This is a genomic window from Streptomyces sp. NPDC001480 (assembly GCF_042894725.1).
Classification (GTDB): domain Bacteria; phylum Actinomycetota; class Actinomycetes; order Streptomycetales; family Streptomycetaceae; genus Streptomyces.
In genome coordinates, this window is sequence record NZ_JBIAVX010000010.1 from 134,049 (window position 1) to 156,048 (window position 22,000).

Sequence of the window (22,000 nt, forward strand, 5' to 3'; positions counted from 1 at the left end):
CGGCAACGACTGGCGGACAACAACTGACGGTCGCCCAGGGCCAGAGCGTGCGTTGCGGCACAGCCCTTACACGCATGCGATCACGAGCTGCCCGACGTACGGTTGTGTAATCTGACGATCGTCCGCGGACGCCAGGAGCCCGACGAGGGACCGGAGGACCGGCAGGTGTTGCGTAGCACCGTCCTCCACATCAGCCCCGACGCCCTCCGATGGGCGCAATGGGTGCTGCCGGACGAGCCGTTCCATTTGGGAGACCTGCCGATCGCCTGGCAGGTTTGTGCCCGCGAGGACGGGAGCGTGCCGCTGGCGCAGTGGTCTGCCTACTTCACCCCGACGTCCCGGGAGAGGTCCTCGTTGACTTCTTCCTCGCGCTCGACGCCCGCGATCAGCCCACCGTCGCGTTCACCGGTCCAGAGCTGGTCCTCGACACCGTCACCGCGCACGGCTGGCTGCGTGACGTCGAGCAGCCCGACGCGGGGGCGACGGACCCGGCCTTCACCTCCCACCTCAGCCTGGGAGGGGTGCCATCCCTCATCCAGGACGCCGACCCCCGCACCTTGACCGCAGGACGAGGCCGAACCCGACGGATGGCAGGCATGGGCAGAGCCCGTCCTGGGCGCGCGGTGCCTGTGGGCCGTGTCCTTCAGCGCCAGCGTGCCGCACGATCTCGTCGCCGCCTTCGCCGCCTCCCTCAGCTCCGCCGCGCCCGTCCTGCGCCGTGTGCTGCCCGAGAGCACGCGGGACCGGCTCCCGAATCGGCGGGAGACCGGGCATTTCGCTGTACTGCCATGTTCCTACGCCTCCTCAGCGTCGTCCCCAGAGGCGGAGAGCCTCATACGTCACGGCGCCCCCGGCCGTTGGCATGGCGGGGGCGCCGTGACGTATGAGGGGGAGCGTCAGCGGGCTGCTGTCGCCGTGGCGAGTGCCTTGTCGAGGTGGTGGTCGACGAGGGCGGGTGAGCCGGAGACGATCAGCAGCACGTTCCCGGCGCGGACCGCGGTCTGCTTGATGACGCTGTCATGCCCATCGGCGGAGAAGGTAAGGAGCATGCTCCAGCAGTCGTCGCCGAGCTGGGGTGCGGACATCTTTTGCGTGGTGACGTCGATCGCGGTGCTGCCGGAGGATTTGGTACTCCGGGCAGTTGGTCATCGCGTCGAAGATCCGGCGCGTGCCGTCGGACAGCTTGTCGGCAGTGTCGCTGTACAGCTCCTCGGACACCGCCGAGTCGCTGTCGCCCGTGTAAGTGAAGGACGCCTTCGCCGTGCGAGGGAAGTCGAGGGATGCACTGGTGGCCGCGTCGCCGCCGAGCTTGTCCAGGGCGGGGCAGCCGAGGACCGTGACGTCGTCGTGCTGGGCGGGGCGCTCGGGCGTGCGCGTGTAGCCGCTGCCAAGGTCGCCCTCGTCGAGCAGGAGGGTCTCCAGCGCGGCCGACGACAGCGGCGCGGTCTGCCGCTCGGGGGTTGCCAGCGTTTCGGCGCGGGTGACCGATGAGGTAGCGGGATTCCCTGCGCTGGAGTTGGTGGAGCAGGCGGGCAGGGCGGGAACGGTGACGGCGGTGAGAGCGAGGCCGGTGGTAGCGACGCGGACGCGCACGGAAAGACCCCTTGGTGCTAGGCGGCAGGCTGGGCAGTGCGGGCCGTGGGCCCGGTGGGGTCGTAGGGGGAGGGGTCAGTGGCCGAGGTGGCGCAGGCAGTCCTCGAACGTCGCGTGCGTCGCGTCCGAGGGGCCGGAGTGCCGGTTGAACCAGGCGGTGTCCAGACGCGTTTCAAGCTGCTGGTGCCCGGTTCGGCAGCGCAGCCACACCTGGCCCCGGGTGGAGATGATGAGCCAGTCCCGGTACGTTCCGCACGCGGCGCAGGCGACGACCTCGTCGTTCAGGACGATCGGCCACGGCCAGGGCATCATCCGTCCCTCGATCTGATCGTTCCTGCCGCCGGAGCTGCAGGTGCCGAGGCGTGTCGTGCTGTGAGAGCCAGCAGCCGCCGGGTTCCCCTGGCCGTGTGAGATTTCGTGAGACGTGAGAGGGTCTGGGGCGTGAGTGAGACACCACCGAACACCCTGCAATACCGCTTTGACGGGCCAGAAGACGCTCCGGTCCTGATCTTGGGTCCCTCACTGGGTACCACATGGCACATGTGGGACCGGCAGATCCCCGAACTGGCCCGGCAGTGGCGGATCTTCCGGTTCGACCTGCCCGGGCACGGCGGCGCCCCCGCGTACCCGGCCGGGTCCGTCTCGGAGCTGGCCGCCCGGCTGCTGGCCACGCTGGAGGGGCTCGGCGTGCACCGCTTCGGCTACGCGGGCTGCGCGCTCGGCGGCGCGGTCGGCATCGAGCTGGCGCTGCGCCACCCGGAGCGGCTGGCCTCGCTCGCGCTGGTCGCCGCCTCCCCGCGGTTCGGCACGGCCGACGAGTTCCGGCAACGCGGGGTGATCGTACGGACCAACGGGCTCGACCCGATCGCCCGTATCTCGCCCGACCGCTGGTTCACCGGCGGGTTCGCCGCCGCCCAGCCCGCGATCACCGAGTGGGCCGTGCAGATGGTCCGCACCACCGACCCCGGCTGCTACATCGCCGCCTGCGAGGCCCTCGCCGGGTTCGACGTGCGGCCCGAGCTGGGCCGCGTCGGCGTGCCGACCCTCGTCCTGGTCGGCTCCGACGACCAGGTCACCGGCCCGGCCGAGGCCCGCACCCTCGTCGCCGGGATCCCCGACGCCCGTCTCGCGGTCGTCCCCGGCGCCTCCCACCTGGTCCCCGTCGAGCAGCCCGCGGCCGTCACCGACCTGCTGGTCAGACACTTCTCCACCGCCTGGCAGGCCGCCCACGAGCCCGCCACCGGCCAGACGGCCCTCCCGGCGGTCGCCCCCCAGCCGGTCCTGGTCGTGCCGCCGCAGGCCGGGCCCATCGCCGAGATCGCCCCGGCCGTCGTCGTACCGCAGCAGCTGCCCGGACGGTCCGACCCCTACGACACGGGGCTGAAGGTCCGCCGGGAGGTCCTCGGCGACGCGCACGTGGACCGCGCGCTCGCCCAGGCCGACGACTTCTCCGGGGACTTCCAGGAGTTCGTCACCCGCTACGCCTGGGGCGAGGTCTGGGACCGCCCCGGCCTCGACCGCCGCACCCGCAGCTGCGTCACGCTCACGGCGCTGGTCGCCGGCGGCCACCTGGAGGACCTCGCCGTCCACACCCGGGCGGCCCTGCGCAACGGACTGACCCCCGGCGAGATCAAGGAGGTGCTGCTCCAGGCAGCCGTCTACTGCGGCGTACCGGCGGCGAACAGCGCCTTCCGGGTGGCCCAGCAGGTCATCCGCGAGGAGACCACGCCCGAGGGGTGACCCGCCCGCGCCCCACGCCGGCAGGCAGGATGGAAGCCATGAAGCTCACGAAGATGTCCCACGCCTGCGTCCGCCTCGAGAAGGACGGGCGGACGCTCGTCATCGATCCCGGCGGCTTCAGCGAGCAGGACGCCGCCGCCGGCGCGGACGCCGTCCTGGTCACCCACGAGCACCCGGACCACTTCGACGAGGGCCGGCTGCGGGCCGCCCTGGAGGCCGACCCCGCGGTCGAGATCTGGACCCTGAAGTCGGTCGCCGACCAGCTCGCCGCGGCCTTCCCGGGCCGGGTGCACACCGTCGGCCACGGCGACACCTTCACCGCCGCGGGCTTCGACGTGCAGGTCCACGGCGAACTGCACGCGGTCATCCACCCGGACATCCCGCGCATCACCAACGTCGGCTACCTCGTCGACGACGGCAAGGTCTTCCACCCCGGCGACGCCCTCACCGTTCCCGGCCTGCCGGTCGAGACCCTGATGCTCCCGGTCATGGCCCCGTGGAACAAGATCTCCGAGGTCATCGACTACGTGCGCGAGGTACGCCCGCAGCGCGCCTACGACATCCACGACGCCCTGCTCACCGACCTCGCCCGCCCGATCTACGACCGCCAGATCGGCGCCCTGGGCGGCGCCGAGCACCTGCGGCTCGCGCCCGGGTCGTCCGCCCAGGTCTGACCGCCGCGGGAGGCCGGGCGGGCAGCGTTGTCGGACCCGCCGGGTAGGTTGTGGGACATGCGCATCGCGACCTGGAACGTGAACTCGATCACCGCCCGCCTCCCGAGGCTGCTGGCCTGGCTGGAGAGCAGCGGCACCGACGTGCTCTGCCTCCAGGAGGCCAAGATCGCCGAGGAGCAGTTCCCGTTCGACCAGCTGCGCGAGCTGGGCTACGAGGCGGCGGTCCACGCCACCGGCCGGTGGAACGGCGTGGCGGTGCTCTCCCGCGTCGGTCTGGAGGACGTCGTCAAGGGCCTGCCCGGCGACCCCGGCTACGACGGCGCGGTGGAGCCCCGTGCGATCTCCGCGACCTGCGGCCCGGTCCGCGTCTGGTCGGTGTACGTGCCCAACGGCCGCGAGGTGGACCACCCGCACTACGCCTACAAGCTCCAGTGGTTCGAGGCCCTCAAGGCCGCCGTCGCCGGCGACGCGGGCGGCAGCCGCCCGTTCGCGGTGCTCGGCGACTACAACGTGGCGCCGACCGACGACGACGTCTTCGACGTGGCCGCCTTCGAGGGCAGCACCCACGTCACCCCCGCCGAGCGCGCCGCCCTGGCCTCCCTGCGTGAGGCGGGCCTGTCCGACGTCGTCCCGCGCCCGCTGAAGTACGACCACCCCTTCACGTACTGGGACTACCGCCAGCTCTGCTTCCCCAAGAACCGCGGCATGCGCATCGACCTCGTGTACGGCAACGCACCGTTCGCGAAGGCGGTCGAGGACGCCTACGTGGACCGCGAGGAGCGCAAGGGCAAGGGCGCCTCCGACCACGCGCCCGTCGTGGTCGACCTGGACGTGTAGCGCGTGCGGCACGTGGAGGACGTGTAGAGGGCACGACACCAGCGCCCGGGCTGTGGTGCGCACGGCGCCGCGAGTGCCACGCTGGGTGTATGAACATCCCTTTCCTGGGCCACCGGCACCCCAAGACCGGGGAGGCGGTGCTCCCCACCGACCCCGAGGGTGTCGCCGACCTCCTCTCCGAGTGCGAACTGCTGCGCTCCCAGGCGGAGGAGGCGGGGGTCCGGCTCGACGACTCCCCGGCCTCGTTGGAGGCGCTCGACCAGGTGCTGCCGCGCTGGCGCGACGACGCGGAGACCCTGCCCTGGCTGGGCAACGACGCCGGTTGCTACCTGGGCACGGTGATCGTGCGCACCGTGACCGGAGCGGTGTGGGACCTCCGTCCCGCCGGGCCGGTCGTACGGCTGGCGTCCGGCCGGGAGTTCGACGTCGTCGCGTCCGGCCACGAGTGGGCCGCGAGCGGGGTGCCGGAGCTCTCGCAACTCTACGCCGAGGTCGCCGAGTCCTAGGCACAGCCCGCCCGTTACGCCCCAGGTCACCGGGCGGCGACCCCGGTCGGCTGCCCGGCCGGTGGTCGTCGCATAGGATGTGCCCTTCGTGGGGTGGCGGTTCACCGAGCCAGACCCGGCCGGCGGCAGCCGGCGATCACTGCTCGCGCAGCGGTACCGACACGTATGACGGGTCGTCCGCCGGCGAGGAGAAGGTCAGCTGCGCGCCGGACGGGTTGTGCTCGATGTAGAGCGGATCGACCGTGTCCACGACCAGGGCGAGACGGTGCCCGGCCGGGACGTCGTAGGCGGTGGAGAACAGATCCAGGTCCACGTCGAACGACTGGCCGGGCGTCCGTCCGTGCCAGGTGTACGGGGCGTGGGTGACCAGCTTGCCGAAGCCGAGCGGCCCCACGTCGTACAGGTAGGCGATGAGGGTGCCGCTCTCCTCGGTCGGGGTCAGCGTGGTGTGCAAGCTCGCGGTGCCGCGCACCTGTTGGGCGGAGGTGTACTTCTCGGACTGCCACACCGCGGCCCAGCGGCGGGGGAGCAGCGGGACCGATGTGACGGGCGGCAGCTGTGCCACCTGGTCGAGGATGCTGGAGAGGAAGATCACCCCGCCGTCCGCGCCCGAGTCGACGTTGGCGTGGATGGTGGTGGAGCCCGCGAGCGCGATCTTCCGGCGGGTCGCGGTGACCGACTTCCAGTCGGGGTAGCCCTCGTAGCCGCCCGTCGTACGGGACTTGAGCCGGACCGGCTGCTCGCGGTCGATGCCGTTGTCCGTGCCCTTGAGGTAGTGGTCGAACCAGCGCTCGGTGTCGCTCCACACGTCGTTGGGCAGTCCGAACAGGCCGGTCAGCTCGGGGGTCGCGTGGTCGCCGGGCCGGAGCTCCAGTCGCTTGGGTCCCGTGAGCCGCGCGTAGAAGTCGGCGTACTGGTTCGCGGGGAAGATGGTGTCGCCCCAGGCGTTGGCCATCATGACCGCCGGGTGGTTCTCGTTCAGCTGGTCGAGGTAGGTCGCGGCGGAACGTTTCTTTCCCCAGGCCAGGAGGTCCGGCTCCTTGGCCAGGTTGGAGGCGTAGAAGTCGTCGAAGACCTGGCGGAGTTCGGGGCTCTCCCGGCCGGTGACGGTGGCCGTGCCGTCCAGCAGGGCGGCGGCCTGGACGTGCTGGGTCCGGCCGGAGTAGATGGAGCCGGTCAGGTCCGCCCAGCCGCTCAGCGCGGCGACGGCCTTGATCCGCTTGTCGTGGGCGGCCGCCAGCAGACTGATCCCGGCGCCGTAGGAGACCCCCGCCATCCCCACGTGCTCCGGGTCCGCCGGGGTGTTGGCGAGCGCCCAGTCGATCACCTTGGAGGCGTCGGCCGTGTCGGGCGGCCCCGCCACTTCTATCTCGCCGCCGGACTGCCAGAACCCGCGCACGTTGTACGTGAGCACGACGTACCCGGAGTCGGCGAGCTTGCGGGCCTGGGCGAGATACTCGAACTGGGGCAGGCTCCAGCTCGTGGGCAGCACGATCAGCGGGTAGCGGCGGGTGCCGTCGGCCCCCGCGGGCGTGACGACGTTCGCCCCCAGCACCGTGCCGCCGTCGCCGGTGATGTCGACGAAACGGACGCTGTTCTGCGCCGCCTGGGCGGTCGGGGCGAGACCGAGAACGCCACCGGCGATCAGTGTCGCGGAGACGGCGCCCACGGCGGTCGTACGCAGGGCCTGGCGATGGGTTCCCACGGGCCACTCCTCACTCGTGTCAGTGCAAAGTGACCAGACGGTAACCGGGGAGCCTTACCTTAGGTAACCCGTCGGTAAGTTACGTGCCAGTAAAGATTGTTGCCGTGTGAATGAAGTCAGGAGGCGCGGTGCGAGGCGCGTGTGGGGGAGGGCTCCGGGGCCGGCAGCGGCGCCTGCGCCGCCCGCGTCACGTCCGCGACCAGTTCCACCACGTCGGGGCCGTAGGCCTCGGAGTTGACGACCTTCAGCAGCAGCACGAAGGAGTTGTTGCCGTGCTTGCGGGCCAGCCGTTCGTGGTTGCGGGCGAGGTACCGGGTCGCCGCCTGGTTGGTGATCGCCCGCTGCCCGCAGAACAGGAACACCGGCCGTGCCTCACGCCGCTCGCCCGCGGTGAGCCGGGCCAGCAGGACGTACTCCGTGACGCCCGGCTCCATGCGGTGGCGCTCGCTGCCGATCTGGAAGGCGCCGCGGTCCGGGCCCGGTTCCGGGTCCACGTTGACGCGTATGCCGGGCAGCATCGCCGACATGTGGGCCAGCATGCGCCGGTTCGAGCCGGGGCCGCCCACGCAGAACTCGGTGCGCTCGCCGAAGCCCTGCCGGACGGAGTCCTGGGTCACCACCTGCAGGTTCGCCCCGCAGTCCTTGATCAGCGCGGCGAGTTCCAGCAGGGCGAACACGTCGAAGCGGTGGACCGCCGGCTCGGACGTGGCGGGGTCGCGGTTGACGACGAGCAACGTCTCCGAGTTCTCCGGCAGCCCGAAGAAGGCCTGCCTGCGGCGGAGCTTCCGCTTCCACAGATACGTGCGGGCGATCCAGCCCAGCCCGGCGCTGATGCCGGCCGCCACCACGCCCAGTACGATGTTGCGCACGTCGTCGTTCATGGCCGCGCATGGTAGCGGGTCCGGCGTACCCGTGTTCGACGCGTTCCTGACGTGATCATGACGATGCACTAAGCTGCCCGGACGGTCCCTCGGCTGGAGGTGCGGATGCGTCGCCCTGTCGCACGGAAACTGTCGGTCCTGGCGGTCTCGGCCGCCGTGGTGTCGGTGGGGGCGGCAGCGCCACCCTCCGCCGCCGACGCCGTCCCACGGAAGGTCCCGGTCGCTGTCGGGTACGGCGGTGCCGTCGCCAGCGTCGACGCGGACGCCTCCGCCGCCGGCATCGAGGTGCTGAGGAAGGGCGGCAACGCCGTGGACGCCGCCGTCGCCACGGCCGCCGCGCTCGGCGTCACCGAGCCCTACTCCTCCGGCATCGGCGGAGGCGGCTACTTCGTCTACTACGACGCCAGAACCCGTACGGTCCATACGATCGACGGCCGGGAGACCGCGCCGCTGACCGCCGGCTCCGGTCTCTTCCTGGAGAACGGCAAGCCCCTCGCCTTCGCCGACGCCGTCAGCAGCGGCCTGAGCGTCGGCACGCCCGGCACGCCCGCCACCTGGCAGACCGCGCTGGACGAGTGGGGCAGCAGAAAGCTCGGCACGGTCCTCGGGCCCGCCGAGCGGATCGCCCGCGACGGCTTCACCGTCGACGACACCTTCCGCTCCCAGACGGCGGCCAACGAGACCCGCTTCCGCTACTTCCCGGACACCGCCAAGCTGTTCCTGCCGAACGGGCAGCTCCCGGTCGTCGGCTCCACCTTCAAGAACCCCGACCTCGCCCGCACCTACGAGGAGCTGGCGAGGAAGGGCGTCGGCGCGGTCTACCGCGGCGACCTCGGCAGGGACGTCCTCCGCACCGTCAACAACCCGCCGGTCGACAAGAGTTCCGGCTGGAACGCCCGCCCCGGCAAGCTGTCCGCGAAGGACCTCGCGGCCTACCGCGCCAAACTCCAGGCGCCCTCGCAGACCTCGTACCGCGGGCGGAAGGTGTACTCCATCGCCCCCTCCTCCTCGGGCGGCACCACGGTCGGCGAGGCCCTCAACATCCTGGAGAACACCGACCTGTCCAAGGCCGGTGACGTCCAGTACCTGCACCACTTCATCGAGGCGAGCCGCATCGCGTTCGCCGACCGCGGGCGCTGGGTCGGCGACCCCGCCTTCGAGGACGTACCGACCAAGCAGCTGCTCTCGCAGAAGTACGCCGACTCCCGCGCCTGCCTGGTCCAGGACGACTCGGTCCTCACCAGCCCGGTCGCGCCCGGCGACCCGCGCCACCCCGCCGCCTGCGCCGCCGGCGGCACGGCCGCCCCGACGACGTACGAGGGCGAGAACACCACCCACCTCACCGTCGCCGACAAGTGGGGCAACGTCGTCTCCTACACGCTCACCATCGAGCAGACCGGCGGCAGCGCCATCACCGTGCCCGGCCGCGGGTTCCTGCTCAACAACGAGCTGACCGACTTCTCCTTCGCCCCGGCCAATCCGGCCGTGCACGACCCGAACCTGCCGGGACCCGGCAAGCGGCCGCGGTCCTCGATCTCGCCGACCATCGTGCTCGACCGGCACGACAGGCCGGTGGTGGCGCTGGGCTCGCCCGGCGGCGCCACCATCATCACCACCGTGCTCCAGACCCTGACCGGGTTCCTCGACCGGCACCTGCCCCTGGTCGACGCCATCGCCGCACCCCGCGCCAGCCAGCGCAACGCGGCCAAGACCGAACTCGAACCCGCCCTCTACAACGGCGAGTTGCGCGGCAAGCTGGAAGCCATCGGGCACTCCTTCTCGCTCAACCCCGAGATCGGCGCGGCGACCGGCGTGCAGCGGCTGGGCAACGGCGAATGGCTGGCCGCCGCCGAGAAGGTACGACGCGGCGGCGGCTCGGCGATGGTGGTGGACCCGGCGCCGTAGGCCGGGCCCAGGGGTTCACAACTCCGGGACGGGCGGCTTCTCGGCCGGCTCCTCGGTGCGGAACACCAGCCGCCCGTCCGCCACGTCCACCGTCACCCGGCTGCCGTCCCCGATCCGGCCGTCGAGCAGCAGCCGGGAGAACTGGTTGTCGACCTCGCGCTGGATGGTGCGGCGCAACGGACGGGCGCCGTACTCCGGCTCGTAGCCGCGTTCGGCGAGCCAGTTCACGGCCGCGTCGGTGAACTCCACCGTGACGCCCTGCGCGTGCAGCATCCGGCGGGTCCGCTCCAGCAGCAGATCCGTGATCTGCCGCAGCTGTTCGGCGGTGAGCTGACGGAAGACGACGATCTCGTCGATGCGGTTCAGGAACTCCGGCCGGAAGTGCTCGCGCAGCGGCCTGAGGATCTGCTCCCGCCGCGCCTCCTCGTCGGCCTCGGCGCCGCCCGGCCCGAAGCCGATGCCGGCGCCGCGCCGGTTGATCGCCTCGGAACCGAGGTTGCTGGTCATCACGATCACGGTGTTGGTGAAGTCGACGGTGCGGCCCTGCGAGTCGGTGAGGCGCCCGTCGTCCAGCACCTGGAGCAGGATGTTGAAGACGTCCGGATGCGCCTTCTCCACCTCGTCCAGCAGCAGCAGCGAGTACGGGTGCCTGCGCACCACCTCGGTGAGCTGGCCGGCCTCCTCGTGGCCGACGTACCCGGGCGGGGCGCCGACCAGCCGGGAGACGGTGTGCCGCTCCTGGTACTCGCTCATGTCCAGGCGGACCATCCGGTCCTCGCTGCCGAACAGCGACTCCGCCAGTGCCCGGGCCAGTTCGGTCTTGCCGACACCGGTCGGGCCCAGGAACAGGAAGCTGCCGATCGGCCGGTCGGGGCTCGCCAGCCCGGCACGCGAGCGCATCACCGCCTCGGCGACCACCGCGACCGCCTCGTTCTGGCCGACCACCCGCTGGTGCAGGTGCTCCTCCAGGCCCAGCAGGCGCTCCTTCTCCTCCTGCGTGAGACGGCTGACCGGGATGCCGGTCTGCCGGGACACCACCTCGGCGACGGCCTCGGCCGTCACCTCCAGGTCCTGGCCCTCGTCGGCCCGGTCCTCGCCGGCGGTCTCCGCGATCCGCTGCTTCAGCCCGGTGATGCGGTCCCTGAGCTGGGTCGCCTGCTCGTACTGCTCGTCCGCGACCGCCTGGTCCTTGTCCCGGGTCAGCTGCTCGACCTCGCGCTCCATGGCGCGTACGTCCGTGCCCTTGGTCCGGGCGCCCAGCCGCACCCGTGCCCCCGCCTGGTCGATCAGGTCGATCGCCTTGTCCGGCAGGCGGCGGTCGGCGAGGTAGCGGTCGGACAGCTCCACGGCGGCCACCAGCGCCTCGTCGGCGTAGCGGACCTGGTGGTGGGCCTCGTACCGGTCGCGCAGCCCGCGCAGGATCTCCAGGGCGTCCGCGACGGTCGGCTCGGGCACCAGGATCGGCTGGAAGCGGCGGGCCAGCGCCGCGTCCTTCTCGATCCGCCGGAACTCCTCCAGCGTCGTCGCGCCGACGATGTGCAGCTCGCCGCGGGCCAGCGCGGGCTTGAGGATGTTGGCCGCGTCCATCGCCCCGCCCTCGCCGCCACCGCCCGCGCCGACGACGGTGTGCAGTTCGTCGATGAAGACGATCAGGCGGTCGGAGTGGGCGCGGATCTCGCCGACGATGTTGTTCAGCCGTTCCTCGAAGTCGCCGCGGAAGCGGGTGCCCGCGACCACCCCGGTCAGGTCCAGGGCGACCACCCGGCGCCCGAGGAGGACGTCGGGCACGTCCCCGTCGGCGATCCGCTGGGCCAGGCCCTCCACGATCGCGGTCTTGCCGACGCCCGCGTCACCGATCAGGACCGGGTTGTTCTTGCCGCGCCGGGAGAGCACCTCGATGGTCTGCTCGATCTCGTCGTCCCGCCCGATCACGGGGTCGATGCCGCTCTGCCGGGCAAGGTCGGTCAGGTCGCGGCTGTACTTGTCCAGCGTCGGCGTCGACGTGGGGCGCTGCCGCTCGGCGGTCCGGGTCCGTTCGGCCTCGGAAGTCTCGGGCGGAAGACCGGAGGACGCGTAACGGGCCGCGTGCAGAATGTGCCCGGCGGCCGAGTCCGGATTCGCGGCCAGCGCGCTCAGCACGTGCTCGGGGCCGATGTACCCGGCGCCCCGCGAGCGGGCCAGGTCGTGCGCGTCCAGCAGGGCGCGCTTGGCCGCGGGGGTCAGGGAGAGCGTCGTCGGCGGCGGTGCCTCGCCCGGCGGATGCTGGGCGGGGCCGGACCGCTCGTCGATCTCCGTCGCGAGCGAGTCCGGGTTCGCGCCGGCCCGGCTGAGCAGACTCCGGGTGGGTTCGGCGGCGAGCGCCGCGCGCAGCAGGTGCTGCGTGTCCAGGTCCCGGCTGCCGTGCTCGGCTGCGTACTGGGCGGCGCCTCTCACCAGTTCCCGGGCCGGCTGGCTGAGCAGCCGGCCGATGTCGATCTGGCGGGGCCCGGGACCCGGACCGGCTCCGCCGAAGAAGCGGGCGAGGAAGTCGCCGAAGGGGTCGCCCTCCGGGCCGATGAAGCCGCTGGTCATCGTTTCCGTTTCCTTCGCTGACGTGTGGCTCCCGCCGGGTAACCGGGATGGGGTGCGCTCATGCCACGATGGCACGTTCTGTTTCTGGCGGCATGTTCTGGTCGCCCAGGGTTCGGGGGGATTCGGGTTGATTCACGCGTGCGGCTTCGTCGTGGTTTCTCGCGCCCCCGCGGCGGAGCCGCATGTCGATACGGTCCCGCGCCCCTGGCGGGGCTGTCCTACCGCTCGGTGAGAATGCGCGGGCCCGCTTCCGTGACCGCCACGGTGTGTTCCGCGTGGGCCGCCCGGGAGCCGTCGGTCGTGCGGAGTGTCCAGCCGTCCGGGGCCTCGTAGTAGCCGTCGGTTCCGCCGGCGATCAGCATCGGCTCGATCGCCAGGGCCATGCCGTGGCGCAGGCGGAGGCCCCGGCCGGGGCGGCCCTCGTTCGGTACCGGAGGGTCCTCGTGCATGCGGCGGCCGATACCGTGCCCGCCGAACCCGTCCGGGATGCCGTACCCCGCCGCCCGGCACACCGTGCCGACGGCGTGGGCGATGTCGCCGATGCGGTTGCCGACGACCGCCGCCTCGATACCCGCCGCCAGGGCCCGCTCGGCCGTCTCGATCAGTCGTAGGTCGGCCGGGCGGGCCCGTCCCACGGTGAAGCTGATCGCCGAGTCGCCGGCCCAGCCGTCCAGTACGGCACCGCAGTCGATGGAGACCAGGTCGCCGTCGCGCAGCCGGTACCGGTCCGGGATCCCGTGCACGATCGCGTCGTTGACCGAGGCGCAGATCACCGCGGGGAACGGGGTCGGGGCGAAGGAGGGGCGGTAGCCGAGGAACGGTGAGGAGGCGCCCGCCGCACGCAGCACCTCCCGGGCCACCTCGTCCAGTTCCAGCAGGCTGACGCCGACGGCCGCGGCCTTCCGTACGGCTGTCAGGGCCTGCCCCACGACCCGGCCGGCTGCGTGCATCGCTTCGATCGACGTGTCCGTCTTCAGTTCCACCATGCCAATTACTATACCGGTATTAGAATGGTGGCATGGTGCGTACCCCTCTCACCCCCGAGGAGCGTGAGCGCGGCGAGCGGCTCGGGCGGTTGCTCCGTGACGCGCGCGGCGCGCGCAGCATGACGGACGTCGCCGCCGAGGCGGGCATCTCCGCCGAGACCCTCCGCAAGATCGAGACGGGCCGTGCGCCCACTCCCGCGTTCTTCACGGTGGCCGCGCTGGCCCGGGCGCTCGGGCTGTCGATGGACGAGGTGGCCGAGCGGTGCGAGCTCGCCGGTGTGCCGGTCAAGAACCCGTAATGGGCGGCTCGCGCAGCTTCTCCGAAAACTGGACGTAGCAGCGATGTAACACGACTGGTGTTGCCTGACTGACCGGAGTGCTCCGGTCGGGCGGGAGTTGGGCGATGGCTGTGGATCAACTCCCCGGGAAGGTGCGGGAGTTCGCGAACTACCTGGATGGTCTGCTGGCGCGCCTGGACCAGGGCGGCGGCTGGTGCGGGGTGTTCTGGCAGCGCGACCCCGAAGGCATGCGGGCCTGTCTCGGCGGGCGTGAGGTGCCGCCGTGGGACGTGGTGGACGCGCTCCTGCACGACCTCGCGGTGACGTACGGCGCCCCGGCGGCGGAGGCCGAGAGGGAACGGGCCGGGGTCCTGCACATGGCCGCCCTCGCCGCACACGATGCCCTGCCGGGCGCCCGGGCGGAACTCGGCGACCGGCTCGACGTGATGCTGCGCGAGCAGCGGTACGCCGCCGAACGGCAGGCCGAACTCGACCGGCTGCTCGCCGCGGCCACCACGCCCGAGGAGGCCGACGCCCTCCGCCTCGACCTCGCCTGGGCCCACGACGACCACGAACGCGCCACCGCGCGGTGCGCGGAACTCCGGTCCCGCATGGCCGACCTGGACCGGCGCGCGACCCGAGGCACACCGGCCGTCCGGCGGGGCGCGGACGCGGATGTGTTCCCGGCCGGGGGAGGCTTTCCGCCGGGCACGGACGAGGCGGCCCCGGCGGGGCCGCATCCGGCGCGCGGCGCCGCCCCGGAGGCCCCCGCCCGCGACCACCGCACCCCGGCCCGGCTGCCGCGTGAGGCGGGCGACGCACCGCAGATCGCCGCCGCGGGGGGTTCCCTCCGCGAGTACCGCCGCCGGTCCCGGACACCCGGCTCCCCGGGCGACGCCCCCGGAGCCGCGGCCACGGCCGGCGCGACCGCCCCCCGCCCCTCCGGCCCGGCGCCCGGCGACGCCCGGTGGGCCACACCCCCCGATCCCACCGCCGATCCCACCGCCTTCCATCCCTTCCGCCGCCCTGACCGGACACCGGCCACCGACCACGAGCACCCCGCCCGGCCCGAACCCGCCGCCACAGCCACCACCCCGTCCCCGGCGCCGTCCCCGTCCCCGGTGCCAGCCCCCGCCCCGCACCCCACGCCCGAGTGGGCCCCTGCTCCCGAGCCGTCCCCCGCCACCCCCAAGCAGCGCAAGCGCCGCCGGGGCAGTGCACGCTTCGCCGGGATGACCGAGGAGGCGGCGGCGCCGGCCGTGATGCCCGAGGTGGCGCGGGCCCCGGCGCAGCCGCTCGCCGCCGACCCGGCGCCTGCGCCCCGGCGCACCCCGCGCGGCGCCCGGTTCGCCGGCGCCGCGCAGGAGGCACGCCGTCCGGAGCCGCGGACCGAGCCCGCGCACGTCGCGTACGTCGAGGACACCGAGGCGGCACGGCCCGTCGCGGAGGCCGTCGAGCGGCTCGTACGGCTGCGTGCGGAGGGCCGCAGCGGCGAGGCGCACGCCCTGCTGGCCGAGGCCGCGTACTGGCCCGCCTCCCGCTTCCCGCCGCTCGCGGCGGAACTCCGGCGCGCCGGGCTCGGCGCCGACTGGACGACCCTGCTGTGGGAGGCGGCCTCGCTGCCCGCCGACCGGCTGGTGGCCGCCGCCGACGCCCTGGACGCGGCGGGGCGTTCCGCCGACGGGCAGCAGATCCTGCGGCAGGGCGTGGCCCGCCCGGCCGCCGAGATAGCCGAGGCCGTGCTGGCACTGGACGCACAGGGCCGCGACCGCGAGGTGCGGGTCCTGCTCGACGCCTACGTCCGGGTGCGCACCCCCGAGGAGGCCGCGCGCAGCGTCGCCGCCGACCCGCGGCGTCTGGTCCCGCTGCTGCTCCAGGCCGCGCGGGGCGTCTCCCAGGAGCGGCACTGGGACCTGCTGCACGCCGTCCGCGTCGCCGGATTCACCGCCTGACCGCCGTACCGCCAGTAACCCCCGATCACCCACTGGAGTGCGAAACACGATCGACTCAGCGGCTTGACGGCGATGGTCTTGGCAAGGCCGCCCGGGAGGCTTACGTTCGTCCCTCTACGACCCCGCGTCTACGTGCGTAGAGGGATGCGTAGAGGGGATGAACGTCCCGTCGAAGGAGCAGCTCATGGCGAACGTCGTCCGCGCCGCACTGGTCCAGGCCACCTGGACCGGCGACACCGCGTCCATGGTGGCGAAACACGAGGAACACGCCCGCGAGGCCGCCCGGCAGGGCGCCAAGGTCATCGGGTTCCAGGAAGTCTTCAACGCCCCCTACTTCTGCCAGGTCCAGGAGCCGGAGCACTACCGCTGGGCCGAGCCGGTGCCCGACGGGCCGACCGTCAGCCGGATGCGGGAACTGGCCCGCGAGACCGGCATGGTGATCGTCGTCCCGGTGTTCGAGATCGAGCAGTCGGGTCACTACTACAACACCGCGGCCGTCATCGACGCCGACGGCAGCTACCTCGGCAAGTACCGCAAGCACCACATCCCGCAGGTCAAGGGCTTCTGGGAGAAGTACTACTTCCGGCCGGGCAACCTCGGCTGGCCCGTCTTCGACACCGCCGTCGGCAGGATCGGCGTCTACATCTGCTACGACCGGCACTTCCCGGAGGGCTGGCGGCAACTCGGCCTGAACGGCGCCCAGCTCGTCTACAACCCGTCCGCCACCCACCGCGGCCTGTCCTCCCACCTGTGGCGCCTCGAGCAGCCCGCCGCGGCCGTCGCCAACGAGTACTTCGTCGCCGCGATCAACCGGGTCGGCGTCGAGAGTTACGGCGACAACGACTTCTACGGCACGAGCTATTTCGTCGACCCGCGCGGCCAGTTCGTCGGCGCGACCGCCGGCGACACCAACGAGGAACTCCTCGTCCGCGACCTCGACTTCGACCTCATCGAAGAAGTGCGGCAGACGTGGGCGTTCTACCGCGACCGCCGCCCCGACGCCTACGAAGGGCTGGTGCAGCCGTGACCAAGGACCTGCTGGGCCGCCACCGGGCCGTCCTGCCCGACTGGCTCGCCCTCTACTACGAGGACCCGATCGAGCTCACCCACGGCGAGGGCCGCCACGTCTGGGACGCCGCAGGCAAGCGCTACCTCGACTTCTTCGGCGGCATCCTCACCACGATGACCGCGCACGCGCTGCCCGAGGTGACCAAGGCGGTGAGCGAGCAGGCCGGGCGGATCATCCACTCCTCCACGCTCTACCTCAACCGGCCGATGGTCGAACTCGCCGAACGTATCGCCCAGTTGTCCGGCATCCCGGACGCCCGGGTCTTCTTCACCACCTCCGGCACCGAGGCCAACGACACCGCGCTGCTGCTCGCCACCACCTACCGGCGCAGCAACACCGTCCTCGCCATGCGCAACAGCTACCACGGCCGCTCCTTCAGCTCCGTCGGCATCACCGGCAACCGCGGCTGGTCCCCGACCTCCCTGTCCCCGCTCCAGACCCTGTACGTCCACGGCGGCGTGCGCACCCGCGGCCCGTACGCCGGGCTGGGCGACGACGAGTTCATCGCCGCCTGCGTCGAGGACCTGAAGGACATCCTCGGCCACACCCGTCCGCCCGCCGCGCTGATCGCCGAGCCCGTCCAGGGCGTCGGCGGCTTCACCTCCCCGCCCGACGGCCTGTACGCCGCGTTCCGCGAGGTCCTGCGCGACCAGGGCATCCTGTGGATCGCCGACGAGGTGCAGACCGGCTGGGGCCGCACCGGCGACCACTTCTGGGGCTGGCAGGCGCACGCCGGCAGCGGACCGCCCGACATGCTCACCTTCGCCAAGGGCATCGGCAACGGCATGTCCATCGGCGGTGTGGTCGCCCGCGCCGACATCATGAACTGCCTGGACGCCAACAGCATCTCCACCTTCGGCGGCACCCAGATCACCATGGCGGCGGGCCTCGCCAACCTGACGTACCTGCTGGAACACGACCTCCAGGGCAACGCCCGGCGCGTGGGCGGGCTGCTCATCGAACGGCTGCGGGCCGTCGCCGCCCAGCTGCCCGGCGTACGCGAGGTGCGCGGACGCGGGCTGATGATCGGCGTCGAACTGGTCAAGCCCGGCACCGACCGGGCCGACCCGCAGGCCGCCGCCGCGGTGCTGGAGGCGGCCCGCGCGGACGGGCTGCTCCTCGGCAAGGGCGGCGGCCACAACACCAGCGCCCTGCGCATCGCACCGCCGCTGTCCCTGACCGTCGCGGAGGCCGAGGAGGGCGCCGCGATCCTCGAACGCGCTCTGCGGAGCGCCTGGTAGCACCGGCCGAGCTGCCCCGGGCAGCACATCAGCAAGGGAACGAGGTCATGGCCACCACCTTCGAGACCCTCCAGACCCTGGAACCCGCCCTGTCCGTCCGGCAGGTCCTCCACCTGGAGCGGGTGCTCGCCGGGGAGCCGGAGGTGGTGGCCGGCGCCGCCCAGCTCGACCGGCCCGTGCGCTGGGTGCACGTCGCCGAGGCCCCCGACGTCGGCGTGATGCTCAGCGGCGGCGAGATGGTGCTCACCACCGGAGTGCTGCTCGCCGGTGACGAGGGCAAACAGGCCGAGTACATCCAGTCACTGCACCGCGCGGAGGCCGCCGCCGTCGTCCTCGGGCTCGGCCGGGCCTTTCCCGCCCCGCCGGACGTCATGCGCCGGGTCGCCGAGCGGTGCGGGCTGCCCCTGGTCGTCCTGCACCGCCCGTTCCCGTTCGCCGAACTCACCGAGGAGGTGCAGTCCCGGCTGGTACGCCGGAAGTTCGCCGCCGTCAGCCTGTCGGAGGCGGTACGCACCGCCCTCACCGGACTCATCACCGCGGGCGCCCCGCTGCAACGGCTGCTCGACGAGGTGGCCCAGCACAGCGGCTGTCCCGTCGTCGTCACCAACCTCGCCCACCGCGTGCTGGCCACGGCGGGGGAGCGGTCCGCGGTCGACGACGTCCTGCGCGACTGGGAACGCATCGCCCGGCAGGCGGGCGGCGGCCCCGGCGGCGGCTGGATCCGCGCCGACCTCGGCGGGCGCGGCGAGCGATGGGGCTGGATCGTGCTGTGCGGGCACCGGGGCGACACCGCCACCGGGCGGCTGCTCGCCGACCGCGCCGCCGAGGCCCTCGTCCTGCACCGCATGCTCGGCGGCGCCGCCGCCGCCCACACCTGGGAGGAGCAGTCCGCGCAGAGCCTGCTGACCGACCTGGTCTCCGGCGTCGTACCGGCCCGCCAACTGCTGCCCCGGGCCCGCGCGGCCGGGCTGCCGGTCAACCGGCGCACCTTCGTGCCCCTCGTCGTCCGGGACGCGGAACCCGCCGGGCTCGACCGCATGATCAGGCTGCTGGGCCTGCCGGGCCTCGTCGCCGAACTCGCCGACGGGGCCACCGCCGTGCTGCTCAGCCTCGCCCGGGACCAGGACGCCGAGGCCCTCGCCGCGCACTTCGCGACCCGGCTGCGCACCGAGTCCGGTCAGGCCCGCACGGTGGTCGCCGCCGCCGATCCGCGGACCGCCTGGGACGACGTGCCCGCCGGTCTGCGCGAGGCCCAGCACGTCGCCGACGCCGTGGCCGACTCCTCGGCCGCCCTGGCCCTCCCGGCCGTCGTCCGCCTCCGGGACGTCCATCTGCGCGGCCTGATCCGGCTGCTGCGGGACGACCCGCACGTGCAGTCCTTCGCCGAACGGGAGCTGGACGGGCTGCTGTGCGGCGCCGGCGAGGACCTGCTGAACGTCCTGCGCACCTACCTCGCCACCGGCCGCAACAAGTCCCGCACCGCCCAGCTCCACCACGTCTCCCGGCCCGCGCTCTACCGCCGGCTGGAAGCGATACAGGGCCGCCTCGGCGTCGACCTCGACGACTTCGAACAGGCGGCCTCCGTGCACATCGCACTCCTCGCACACGACGCGCAACAGGGCTGAAACACACGACGACCTGCGAAAACGGCGGTGAAACATGGGCCGAGCAACACGTGACACGGTGACACGCCGCCCACCCGCAGACGTGACACGCTGCAACTCAATCGGGCCGTCCGGGCTCCCTACTCTCGCCGTACACCGAGCGACCGGAGGTCCCGATGAGCAGAGTGATCCGTGCCGCCCTCTTCCAGACCGCCTGGACCGGCGACAAGGAATCGATGATCCAGGTGCACGAGCAGGCGGCCCGCGACGCGGCCGCACAGGGTGCCCAGGTGCTGTGCTTCCAGGAACTGTTCTACGGACCCTACTTCTGCCAGGTCCAGGACAAGGCGTTCTACGAGTACGCGGAAGCGATCCCCGACGGCCCCATCGTCAAGCGCTTCCAGGCGCTCGCCAGGGAACTGGGCGTCGTCCTGATCCTGCCGATGTACGAGGAGGAGCAGCCCGGCGTCCTGTACAACACCGCGGCCGTGATCGACGCCGACGGCTCGTACCTCGGCAAGTACCGCAAGCACCACATCCCCCAAGTGCCTGGGTTCTGGGAGAAGTTCTACTTCCGTCCCGGCAACGCCGGCTGGCCGGTCTTCGACACCAAGGTCGGCAGGATCGGTGTCTACATCTGCTACGACCGGCACTTCCCCGAGGGCTGGCGGGCCCTGGGCCTGGCCGGCGCCGAGATCGTCTTCAACCCGTCGGCCACCTCGCGCGGCCTGTCCGCCTACCTGTGGCAGCTGGAACAGCCGGCGGCGGCCGTCGCCAACGAGTACTTCGTCGGCGCGATCAACCGGGTCGGTGTCGAGGAGCTGGGCGACAACGACTTCTACGGGACGACGTACTTCGTCGACCCGGAGGCCCAGTTCGTGGGCGAGGTGGCCTCCGACAAGGAGCCCGAACTCGTCGTCCGCGACCTGGACCTGGCCAAGCTGCGGGAGGTCCGCGACCGCTGGCAGTTCTTCCGCGACCGCCGTCCCGACGCGTACTCCCCGCTGACCGCGCCCTGACCGAACCGTTCACCCTGGCAGGAGAGGGATCATGAGCAGCCGTACCGTCATCCGTGGCGGCCTCGTCATCACCGCGTCCGACGAGATCCACGCCGACGTCCTGATAGAGGACGGCCGCATCGCCGCCCTCGCCGCCTCCGGCACCCCGGCAGCCGAGGCCTTCACCGCCGAGCGGAGCATCGACGCCACCGGGAAGTACGTCATCCCGGGCGGCGTCGACGCCCACACCCACATGGAGCTGCCGTTCGGCGGCACCTTCGCCTCCGACACCTTCGAGACCGGCACCCGGGCCGCCGCCTGGGGCGGCACGACCACGATCGTCGACTTCGCGGTGCAGAGCGTCGGCCACTCCCTGCGCGAGGGCCTGGACGCCTGGCACGCCAAGGCCGAGGGCAACTGCGCCATCGACTACGGCTTCCACATGATCGTCTCCGACGTCAACCAGGAGACACTGAAGGAGATGGACCTGCTGGTCGAGGAGGGCGTGACCTCCTTCAAGCAGTTCATGGCCTACCCGGGCGTCTTCTACAGCGACGACGGCCAGATCCTGCGCGCCATGCAGCGCTCCGCCGAGAACGGCGGCCTGATCATGATGCACGCGGAGAACGGCATCGCCATCGACGTGCTGGTGGAGCAGGCGCTCGCACGCGGCGAGACGGACCCGAGGTACCACGGCGAGGTCCGCAAGGCCCTGCTGGAGGCCGAGGCCACCCACCGCGCCATCCGGCTCGCCCAGGTCGCCGGCGCCCCGCTGTACGTCGTGCACGTCTCGGCCATGGAAGCGGTGGCCGAACTGGCGCGGGCACGCGACGAGGGGCTCCCGGTCTTCGGCGAGACCTGCCCGCAGTACCTGTTCCTGTCGACCGACAACCTCGCCGAACCGGACTTCGAGGGCTCGAAGTACGTGTGCAGCACACCGCTGCGCCCCAAGGAGCACCAGGCCAAGCTGTGGCAGGGGCTCAGGACCAACGACCTCCAGGTCGTCTCCACCGACCACTGCCCCTTCTGCTTCACCGGCCAGAAGGAGCTCGGCCGCGGCGACTTCTCCAAGATCCCCAACGGCCTGCCGGGCGTGGAGAACCGCATGGACCTCCTCCACCAGGCCGTCGTCGACGGGCACATCTCCCGCCGCCGCTGGATCGAGATCGCCTGCGCCACCCCGGCCCGTATGTTCGGCATGTACCCGAAGAAGGGCACCATCGCCCCCGGCGCCGACGCCGACGTCGTCATCTACGACCCGCACGCCGAGCAGGTCATGTCCGCCGAGACCCACCACATGAACGTCGACTACTCGGCGTACGAGGGCAGGCGCACCACCGGCCGGGTCGAGACCGTGCTCTCGCGCGGCGAACCGGTCATCACCGAGCGGGAGTACACCGGACACGCCGGCCACGGTGTCTACACCCCGCGCTCCACCTGTCAGTACCTCAACTAGGAGT

At 72.2% G+C, this 22,000-nt stretch carries 16 protein-coding genes and 3 pseudogenes; 13 read left to right on the plus strand and 6 right to left on the minus strand.

Annotated features, from left to right (window positions below):
- Window positions 1-108 precede the first annotated feature (108 nt).
- Window positions 109-750, plus strand: a pseudogene (locus ACFY01_RS25555) (DUF317 domain-containing protein); the annotation flags it as partial.
- 146 nt (window positions 751-896) lie between these two features.
- Here ACFY01_RS25555 and ACFY01_RS25560 read toward each other — a convergent pair.
- Window positions 897-1,593: pseudogene (locus ACFY01_RS25560) on the minus strand (hypothetical protein).
- 75 nt (window positions 1,594-1,668) lie between these two features.
- A pseudogene (locus ACFY01_RS25565) lies at window positions 1,669-1,926 on the minus strand (hypothetical protein); the annotation flags it as partial.
- Between the two features lie 108 nt (window positions 1,927-2,034).
- Here ACFY01_RS25565 and pcaC point away from each other — a divergent pair.
- From pcaC to ACFY01_RS25585, 4 genes are all read left to right on the plus strand, one after another.
- On the plus strand, window positions 2,035-3,333 hold the full coding sequence (pcaC, locus tag ACFY01_RS25570; RefSeq protein WP_390738056.1) for a 4-carboxymuconolactone decarboxylase: 1,299 nt from the start codon (window positions 2,035-2,037) through the stop codon (window positions 3,331-3,333).
- A 38-nt stretch (window positions 3,334-3,371) separates the two neighbouring features.
- Window positions 3,372-4,007: an MBL fold metallo-hydrolase gene (locus tag ACFY01_RS25575; protein ID WP_390738057.1), complete on the plus strand. Its 636-nt coding sequence runs from the start codon at window positions 3,372-3,374 to the stop codon at window positions 4,005-4,007.
- A 57-nt stretch (window positions 4,008-4,064) separates the two neighbouring features.
- Window positions 4,065-4,844 (plus strand): exodeoxyribonuclease III, encoded by a 780-nt coding sequence (locus ACFY01_RS25580; protein ID WP_390738058.1) that lies wholly within the window; start codon window positions 4,065-4,067, stop codon window positions 4,842-4,844.
- Between the two features lie 89 nt (window positions 4,845-4,933).
- Window positions 4,934-5,350, plus strand: coding sequence for a DUF6278 family protein (locus ACFY01_RS25585; protein WP_390738059.1), 417 nt, complete (start codon window positions 4,934-4,936; stop codon window positions 5,348-5,350).
- Between the two features lie 136 nt (window positions 5,351-5,486).
- Here ACFY01_RS25585 and ACFY01_RS25590 read toward each other — a convergent pair whose 3' ends face one another.
- Window positions 5,487-7,055, minus strand: a complete 1,569-nt coding sequence (locus ACFY01_RS25590) for a CocE/NonD family hydrolase (RefSeq protein ID WP_390738060.1) — start codon at window positions 7,053-7,055, stop codon at window positions 5,487-5,489.
- Between the two features lie 116 nt (window positions 7,056-7,171).
- On the minus strand, window positions 7,172-7,936 hold the full coding sequence (locus tag ACFY01_RS25595; RefSeq protein ID WP_390738061.1) for a hypothetical protein: 765 nt from the start codon (window positions 7,934-7,936) through the stop codon (window positions 7,172-7,174).
- A gap of 105 nt (window positions 7,937-8,041) precedes the next feature.
- Between ACFY01_RS25595 and ggt the strand changes: the two genes are divergently transcribed.
- The gene (ggt, locus tag ACFY01_RS25600; RefSeq protein WP_390738062.1) at window positions 8,042-9,841 is read left to right on the plus strand and encodes a gamma-glutamyltransferase; all 1,800 of its coding nucleotides are present in this window, start codon (window positions 8,042-8,044) and stop codon (window positions 9,839-9,841) included.
- Between the two features lie 15 nt (window positions 9,842-9,856).
- Here ggt and ACFY01_RS25605 read toward each other — a convergent pair whose 3' ends face one another.
- Together ACFY01_RS25605 and map are read right to left on the minus strand one after the other, a co-directional pair.
- Window positions 9,857-12,412, minus strand: a complete 2,556-nt coding sequence (locus ACFY01_RS25605; RefSeq protein ID WP_390738063.1) for an ATP-dependent Clp protease ATP-binding subunit — start codon at window positions 12,410-12,412, stop codon at window positions 9,857-9,859.
- 218 nt (window positions 12,413-12,630) lie between these two features.
- On the minus strand, window positions 12,631-13,398 hold the full coding sequence (gene map / locus ACFY01_RS25610; RefSeq protein ID WP_390738064.1) for a type I methionyl aminopeptidase: 768 nt from the start codon (window positions 13,396-13,398) through the stop codon (window positions 12,631-12,633).
- A 32-nt stretch (window positions 13,399-13,430) separates the two neighbouring features.
- Here map and ACFY01_RS25615 point away from each other — a divergent pair, with 32 nt between their 5' ends.
- The 7 genes from ACFY01_RS25615 (at window position 13,431) to hydA (ending at window position 21,996) form a co-directional block, all read left to right on the plus strand.
- The gene (locus ACFY01_RS25615; protein ID WP_390738065.1) at window positions 13,431-13,697 is read left to right on the plus strand and encodes a helix-turn-helix domain-containing protein; all 267 of its coding nucleotides are present in this window, start codon (window positions 13,431-13,433) and stop codon (window positions 13,695-13,697) included.
- A gap of 104 nt (window positions 13,698-13,801) precedes the next feature.
- Window positions 13,802-15,628 carry a hypothetical protein gene (locus tag ACFY01_RS25620; protein WP_390738066.1) on the plus strand — a complete coding sequence of 609 codons (1,827 nt, stop codon included), beginning with the start codon at window positions 13,802-13,804 and terminating at the stop codon, window positions 15,626-15,628.
- Window positions 15,629-15,812: 184 nt separating this feature from the next.
- Entirely contained in the window at window positions 15,813-16,655 is an 843-nt protein-coding gene (locus ACFY01_RS25625) for a nitrilase-related carbon-nitrogen hydrolase (protein ID WP_390738067.1), read from the plus strand.
- Entirely contained in the window at window positions 16,652-17,938 is a 1,287-nt protein-coding gene (locus tag ACFY01_RS25630) for an aspartate aminotransferase family protein (RefSeq protein WP_390738068.1), read from the plus strand. The genes ACFY01_RS25625 and ACFY01_RS25630 overlap by 4 nt, the downstream gene beginning before the upstream one ends.
- A gap of 47 nt (window positions 17,939-17,985) precedes the next feature.
- Window positions 17,986-19,563: a PucR family transcriptional regulator gene (locus ACFY01_RS25635; protein WP_390738069.1), complete on the plus strand. Its 1,578-nt coding sequence runs from the start codon at window positions 17,986-17,988 to the stop codon at window positions 19,561-19,563.
- A 155-nt stretch (window positions 19,564-19,718) separates the two neighbouring features.
- Window positions 19,719-20,561 carry a nitrilase-related carbon-nitrogen hydrolase gene (locus tag ACFY01_RS25640; protein WP_390738070.1) on the plus strand — a complete coding sequence of 281 codons (843 nt, stop codon included), beginning with the start codon at window positions 19,719-19,721 and terminating at the stop codon, window positions 20,559-20,561.
- 31 nt (window positions 20,562-20,592) lie between these two features.
- Window positions 20,593-21,996, plus strand: coding sequence for a dihydropyrimidinase (gene hydA / locus ACFY01_RS25645; protein ID WP_390738071.1), 1,404 nt, complete (start codon window positions 20,593-20,595; stop codon window positions 21,994-21,996).
- The last annotated feature ends 4 nt before the right edge of the window (window positions 21,997-22,000 follow it).

Coding starts and splice junctions, on each gene's coding strand:
- ACFY01_RS25575 (WP_390738057.1), top strand. CDS start 3,372: ATGAAGCTCACGAAGATGTCCCACGCCTGCGTCCGCCTCGAGAAGGAC.
- ACFY01_RS25580 (WP_390738058.1), top strand. CDS start 4,065: ATGCGCATCGCGACCTGGAACGTGAACTCGATCACCGCCCGCCTCCCG.
- ACFY01_RS25585 (WP_390738059.1), top strand. CDS start 4,934: ATGAACATCCCTTTCCTGGGCCACCGGCACCCCAAGACCGGGGAGGCG.
- ACFY01_RS25595 (WP_390738061.1), bottom strand. CDS start 7,936: ATGAACGACGACGTGCGCAACATCGTACTGGGCGTGGTGGCGGCCGGC.
- ggt (WP_390738062.1), top strand. CDS start 8,042: ATGCGTCGCCCTGTCGCACGGAAACTGTCGGTCCTGGCGGTCTCGGCC.
- ACFY01_RS25605 (WP_390738063.1), bottom strand. CDS start 12,412: ATGACCAGCGGCTTCATCGGCCCGGAGGGCGACCCCTTCGGCGACTTC.
- map (WP_390738064.1), bottom strand. CDS start 13,398: ATGGTGGAACTGAAGACGGACACGTCGATCGAAGCGATGCACGCAGCC.
- ACFY01_RS25615 (WP_390738065.1), top strand. CDS start 13,431: ATGGTGCGTACCCCTCTCACCCCCGAGGAGCGTGAGCGCGGCGAGCGG.
- ACFY01_RS25620 (WP_390738066.1), top strand. CDS start 13,802: ATGGCTGTGGATCAACTCCCCGGGAAGGTGCGGGAGTTCGCGAACTAC.
- ACFY01_RS25625 (WP_390738067.1), top strand. CDS start 15,813: ATGGCGAACGTCGTCCGCGCCGCACTGGTCCAGGCCACCTGGACCGGC.
- ACFY01_RS25635 (WP_390738069.1), top strand. CDS start 17,986: ATGGCCACCACCTTCGAGACCCTCCAGACCCTGGAACCCGCCCTGTCC.
- ACFY01_RS25640 (WP_390738070.1), top strand. CDS start 19,719: ATGAGCAGAGTGATCCGTGCCGCCCTCTTCCAGACCGCCTGGACCGGC.
- hydA (WP_390738071.1), top strand. CDS start 20,593: ATGAGCAGCCGTACCGTCATCCGTGGCGGCCTCGTCATCACCGCGTCC.